This is a genomic window from Acaryochloris sp. IP29b_bin.137 (assembly GCF_028285745.1).
Taxonomy (GTDB): Bacteria; Cyanobacteriota; Cyanobacteriia; order Thermosynechococcales; family Thermosynechococcaceae; genus Acaryochloris.
On sequence record NZ_JANQOP010000328.1, the window covers coordinates 1 to 4,697 of the forward strand.

Sequence of the window (4,697 nt, forward strand, 5' to 3'; positions counted from 1 at the left end):
CGCTCTCGAATGGCAGAATTCGTATCTCTATCTGATCGAAGAAAGAAGTTCATGAAAGGTGTGAATGAACTCCAGGAATTATTCCAGGCTGCTTAACAATAATGAAGACAACATTTAGGGGGGATTGTGACAATTTTAGAGAGTTTGGCTAATCACACCTGACACTTTCGATTTAAGGGCTAAATTTTGAAAAGCCAGTTAAGGATTCCTGGCTTAAATCCCAGAAGGCAGTTGAGTCAGCGCCAGATTTTAGGGTTAGGGTATGCCCCGGCGTGATCTGACCAATGGCTGCACAAACCAAATCATGGGGGGCAAACACTTGTTGGATTGGCTGCACACAATCGGGTCTGACACTCAACAAAAAACCATAACTGGGGAAACTCACCAGCCACTGTTTGAAGTCCAAACCCGAAGGACAGGGAATCGCCTCTAGGTCCAGCACAGCGCTGCAACCGGAAGTCTCTAATAACATCAATAAGGTGCCCACTAAGCCTCCCATGCTAATGTCTTTTCCGGCATCGCATAGTCCTGACTCAGCCAGGGCGGGCAGTAAGTTGAGATTGGCCTGCAAGATCTGTGGTTCTGCCATTGTCGCTGCATCCCAAAACGGATATTTGGGATGGGGCTTACCCTTTAGATCCGTAACCAACAGTAAAGTATCGCCGGGTTGGGCATTAAAGCTGGTCATCAACTGTTGGGCGCGTCCCAAAATTGCCACCGATAGGGCTTCATAGGGACTATGACAATGGGTATGGCCGCCAACAATGGGCACGTTAAACGCTTTAGATGCCGCCTTCATCCCTTGCCAGAGTTGCTCCGCCTGATCCGTGGACTGACTCCAGAGGGCATCAACCACCGCAATCGGTTGACCGCCCATGGCATAGATATCGCTGACGTTGACGAGCACCCCACACCAACCTGCAAACCAGGGTTCCGTTTCCACTAATACAGACCACATGCCCTCCGCTGCCAGCAACAGGTACCCCTCGCCATCGGGAATAGCGGCACAGTCATCTCCCAACCAAATGGGTTGTTGAGTGGTATTGTCCGGGACCCAAGCCCCCAAGTGACGGGCCACGGGTTGAATATCCCGTTTATGCAGAAGACCCAAGGTTTGTCGGAATTCGGTGGCTAACTCCGACAGCATTAAGAGGCTTGCAGGAGGGGCTGGGGACGGGGTTCATGGCCGGGAGGATAAAAGGCCAGATCTGCTTCCATCAGGTGATGGGGGCGATCGCAGATCTGTATCTCTTCTAAGGAGTCCCAGTGCTGGCGTTGAAAGAACCGAACGTTCTGGAGTTGGACCGTAGCCAAAAAGCGATCGCATCCCCAAGTATTGGCTGTGGTCACGGCTTTATAGATCAGTCCTTTACCGATGCGACCCACTCGGCGATAGTTAGCATGAACCCCTAATCGACCGCCGTACCAGAGGCGATCTTGCTCCTCGTAGATGCGGACTACCCCAACCACCTGTTGGTCTGGGGGTGCTTCCTGATCAATAGCCACGATCGGATAGGCCGTGGTATCGATATCGTCTTCATCGTTCCCTTCAAATAGACCTTGTTCCTGACAAAAAATAGATTGACGTAGGGCAAAATATCCCCGTAAATCCTGGGGAGATTGCGCCAATTTAAAGCAATATCGACTAGATGCCATCAGATACCTCTGTGCTGCTAAATAGTGCTGCCCTGCAATCACCCGATTGCAGGCTTCTATAAATCCTCTAAAAAACTAAGCTTCAAATGTAGACAAAGCGGAACAGGCCCCACACTTGGCACATCCTGCATTGATATCTGCCGAGGACATGCCCGCTTGTTTGAGCATCGCCCCCACCTGCTGATAGAGGGCAAACATAAACTCGCTGCTGGGGGCGGGATGGGTGGCTAAGGGGGTGTCAGAAATGGGGACAAAGGGCACGACAAAGGGATATACCCCCAAATCAATCAGCCGTTGCGAAGCCTCAACTAACGTGTTCAGGCTATCGCCCAGTCCGGCTAATAAATAGGTAGAAACTTGGCCCCAACCAAATACTTGTACTGCTGCCTCAAAGGCTTCAAAGTAATGGGATAGGGGGACTTCGGCTTTACCGGGCATAATTTGAGATCGCACTTCTGCATCTACCGCTTCTAGGTGCATTCCCAAACTATCTACCCCTGCTGCCTTCATCTGGGCAAACCAGCCAAAATCATCTGGGGGTTCGCATTGGGCCTGGATGGGTAGGTTGACCCGCGCTTTAATGGCTTGGGCGCATTCGGCTAAGTAGGCGGCTCCGCGATCGCGGGTATTGGGGGTGCCAGTGGTCATAATCATATGCTTGACCCCGTCCAGTCGCACTGCCGCTTCCGCCACTTCTGCTAGCTGTTCTGGTGTTTTGCGAGCAATGGTTCGATCCGCCTCTAGGGACTTTTCAATGGCACAAAACTGACAGGCCGTATCGGGATTGCGATACCGCATACAGGTTTGCAAGACCGTAGTGGCCAACACGTCATGGCTATGGAGGAGGGCAATCTTCCAGTAGGGAATGCCCTCTGCCGTTTGCAGTTGATAAAACTGCGGTTGCTGAGGAAATTCCACCGTGGCCACGGCCTGGTCGACTTTCTCTAGCACCGCCTGTCGACCTTGGTTCACCTGAGCAGTATAGGGGGACTGGCTAGCGGTGCCCGTATAGATGGGAACCATCACCGTCGTTCCATCCACGGTCACCGCTTTATGATCTGAGGGGCCTGCTCCGCCCCGACGACCCGCTACGCCAATACTCGGGTCAATCACCTGCAGTCCATTTGATTGCAGTTCAGTAATTAGATATTGTTTGTCCATAATCTTGGGTTAATCGACGGGGTGCGGGATGGGCTCACTGGATACGGGGGAATCAGTGTTCTGCTCTGGGAGCGGCGCGGTGAGAGCCGATTGCTTTACGGTCCAAGCCTGTTGATTCACCTGCAGCTGGAGCAAATCGGGGCGGGAATAATGGCCTACGGAGTCCATCATCCGTTTGCGTTTGGTAATCAGGGAAAAATCGAGATCGGCGATGGCCATCCCTTCGCCCTCGGTCACGGGGTCGCAGAGGGGCACCCCCTCAGGGCTAATAATGGCGGTATAGCAGCCCCCACTCAGGACTTTTTGCAGTTTTTCATCGGCGGTAATTTGCTGCTTTTGCTCTGGGGTGAGCCAGCCTGTGGCATTGACCACAAAACAGCCCGACTCTAAGGCATGGTGGCGCATGGTTACCTCCATTTGGTCGGCAAAGATTTGCCCCACCATGGATCCGGGGAATTGCCCACAGTGAATTTCTTCCTGCTGAGCCATCAGGGCATAGCGAGCTAGGGGATTGTAATGCTCCCAGCAGGCTAAGGCCCCTAGCCGACCCACTGCCGTCTCTAGGACGGCGAGTCCAGCCCCATCTCCCTGCCCCCAGACCATCCGTTCGTGGTAGGTAGGGGTAATTTTGCGTCGCTTCAGCCCCAAGGTGCCATCGGCATCAAAGATCAGTTGGGTGTTATAGAGGGAACCGCCTTCCCGTTCATTCACCCCCAGGACCACGACCATCTCGTAGGACCGAGCGGCTCGGCTGATGGCATCCACCACGGTCCCCGGCACGGTCACCGCTTCTTCATAAAGCTGCATATGGGCTTTACCCATAACCACAGGCGGTTGAACAAAGGAGAAGTAGGGGTAATAGGGAACGAAAGTTTCAGGGAAGACAATGAGCTGTACGCCTTCTTGGGCTGCAGATGCGATCGCATCCAAAACCTTCTCCGTGGTCCCTTCCCGACTGAACAAGACCGGACTGATCTGCACCGCAGCGGCTCGTACTGTTTTTTCGTGATCCATAACGATGACCTCAAGGGGCTGGCCCAACGATTACATAGTCCAGGTATCGAGGATAAAGGCCCCTGCTTTACGGTGCACCAAGACAATATCCAAGACATCTAAGGGATTGATGGGTCGAATCCCCGGAATCAAAGAGGGCTCACCATGACCATAGAGGGCCTGTAGGGCAAATCGACAGGCATAGACTTTGCCCCCTTCTTCCATAATCTTGACGAGCTGATTATTCATGGCCATATGCCCTGGGAAAGCTTCATCCCCAAGCTTGGGAAAGCCTCGCTGGACGCCCAGGGTGACGCCTGGCCCATAAAGCAAAACGGAGGTTTCAAATCCTTTGCGAATCAGGCGGGTGGCCTGCAATAGGTTCACTAAACCAATCGAGCCTTCAAAAGCAACGGTATGGAAGGTGACTAATGCTTTTTCACCGGGATCGGCCTGTACATCGGGGAATACTTTTTCCTCATAATCCACAAAAAAGTCGCCAGTCTGGTGGAGGGGAGTCGTAACTTCTGGCATAGGGTAAGCATCCTTCTTGAAGAGTTTAGAAAGGGTCTGATGCGTTTAATAAGCATCATTAACTCTGCACAGTAGGTGGGTTAAAATCCTTCCCCTGTATCAACAAATACAAACCTTCAATGTCTAATTGAATTGATAGGGAAATGAGCAGTTGGCCTACAGAATCAACCTCGAATTGGAGATTTACCTATGAAAAGTGATAGGTATAGTCGCTCTTGAAGGGGACTTGATCATTAATCTGCCAATCAGTACTGGAAACTGTCAGTCCTGAGTAGCCAAATTGGAGAGGTTTCACCATTCTGATAGGCTGATTACTTGCCCTAAGCTATACTCTGTCTGCCTTTAATGGATTG

General features: G+C 52.0%; 5 protein-coding genes. All 5 read right to left on the minus strand.

Going from position 1 to position 4,697, the window contains the following annotated elements; all coding sequences use genetic code 11:
* Positions 1-172: 172 nt before the first annotated feature.
* The 5 genes from Q0991_RS22395 to Q0991_RS22415 all read right to left on the minus strand — a co-directional run bounded on the left by Q0991_RS22395 (position 173) and on the right by Q0991_RS22415 (position 4,344).
* Positions 173-1,147: a sll0787 family AIR synthase-like protein gene (locus tag Q0991_RS22395; protein WP_299492775.1), complete on the minus strand. Its 975-nt coding sequence runs from the start codon at positions 1,145-1,147 to the stop codon at positions 173-175.
* On the minus strand, positions 1,147-1,656 hold the full coding sequence (locus tag Q0991_RS22400) for an MSMEG_0567/Sll0786 family nitrogen starvation N-acetyltransferase (protein WP_299492777.1): 510 nt from the start codon (positions 1,654-1,656) through the stop codon (positions 1,147-1,149). Before Q0991_RS22400 ends, Q0991_RS22395 begins: the two co-directional genes overlap by 1 nt.
* Positions 1,657-1,731: 75 nt before the next feature.
* Entirely contained in the window at positions 1,732-2,817 is a 1,086-nt protein-coding gene (locus tag Q0991_RS22405) for an MSMEG_0568 family radical SAM protein (RefSeq protein WP_299492779.1), read from the minus strand.
* A gap of 9 nt (positions 2,818-2,826) precedes the next feature.
* A complete protein-coding gene (locus Q0991_RS22410; protein WP_299492781.1) occupies positions 2,827-3,831 on the minus strand; it encodes a Nit6803 family nitrilase in 1,005 nt (334 codons plus the stop codon).
* 30 nt (positions 3,832-3,861) lie between these two features.
* Positions 3,862-4,344, minus strand: coding sequence for an MSMEG_0572/Sll0783 family nitrogen starvation response protein (locus tag Q0991_RS22415; RefSeq protein ID WP_299492783.1), 483 nt, complete (start codon positions 4,342-4,344; stop codon positions 3,862-3,864).
* Positions 4,345-4,697 lie beyond the last annotated feature (353 nt).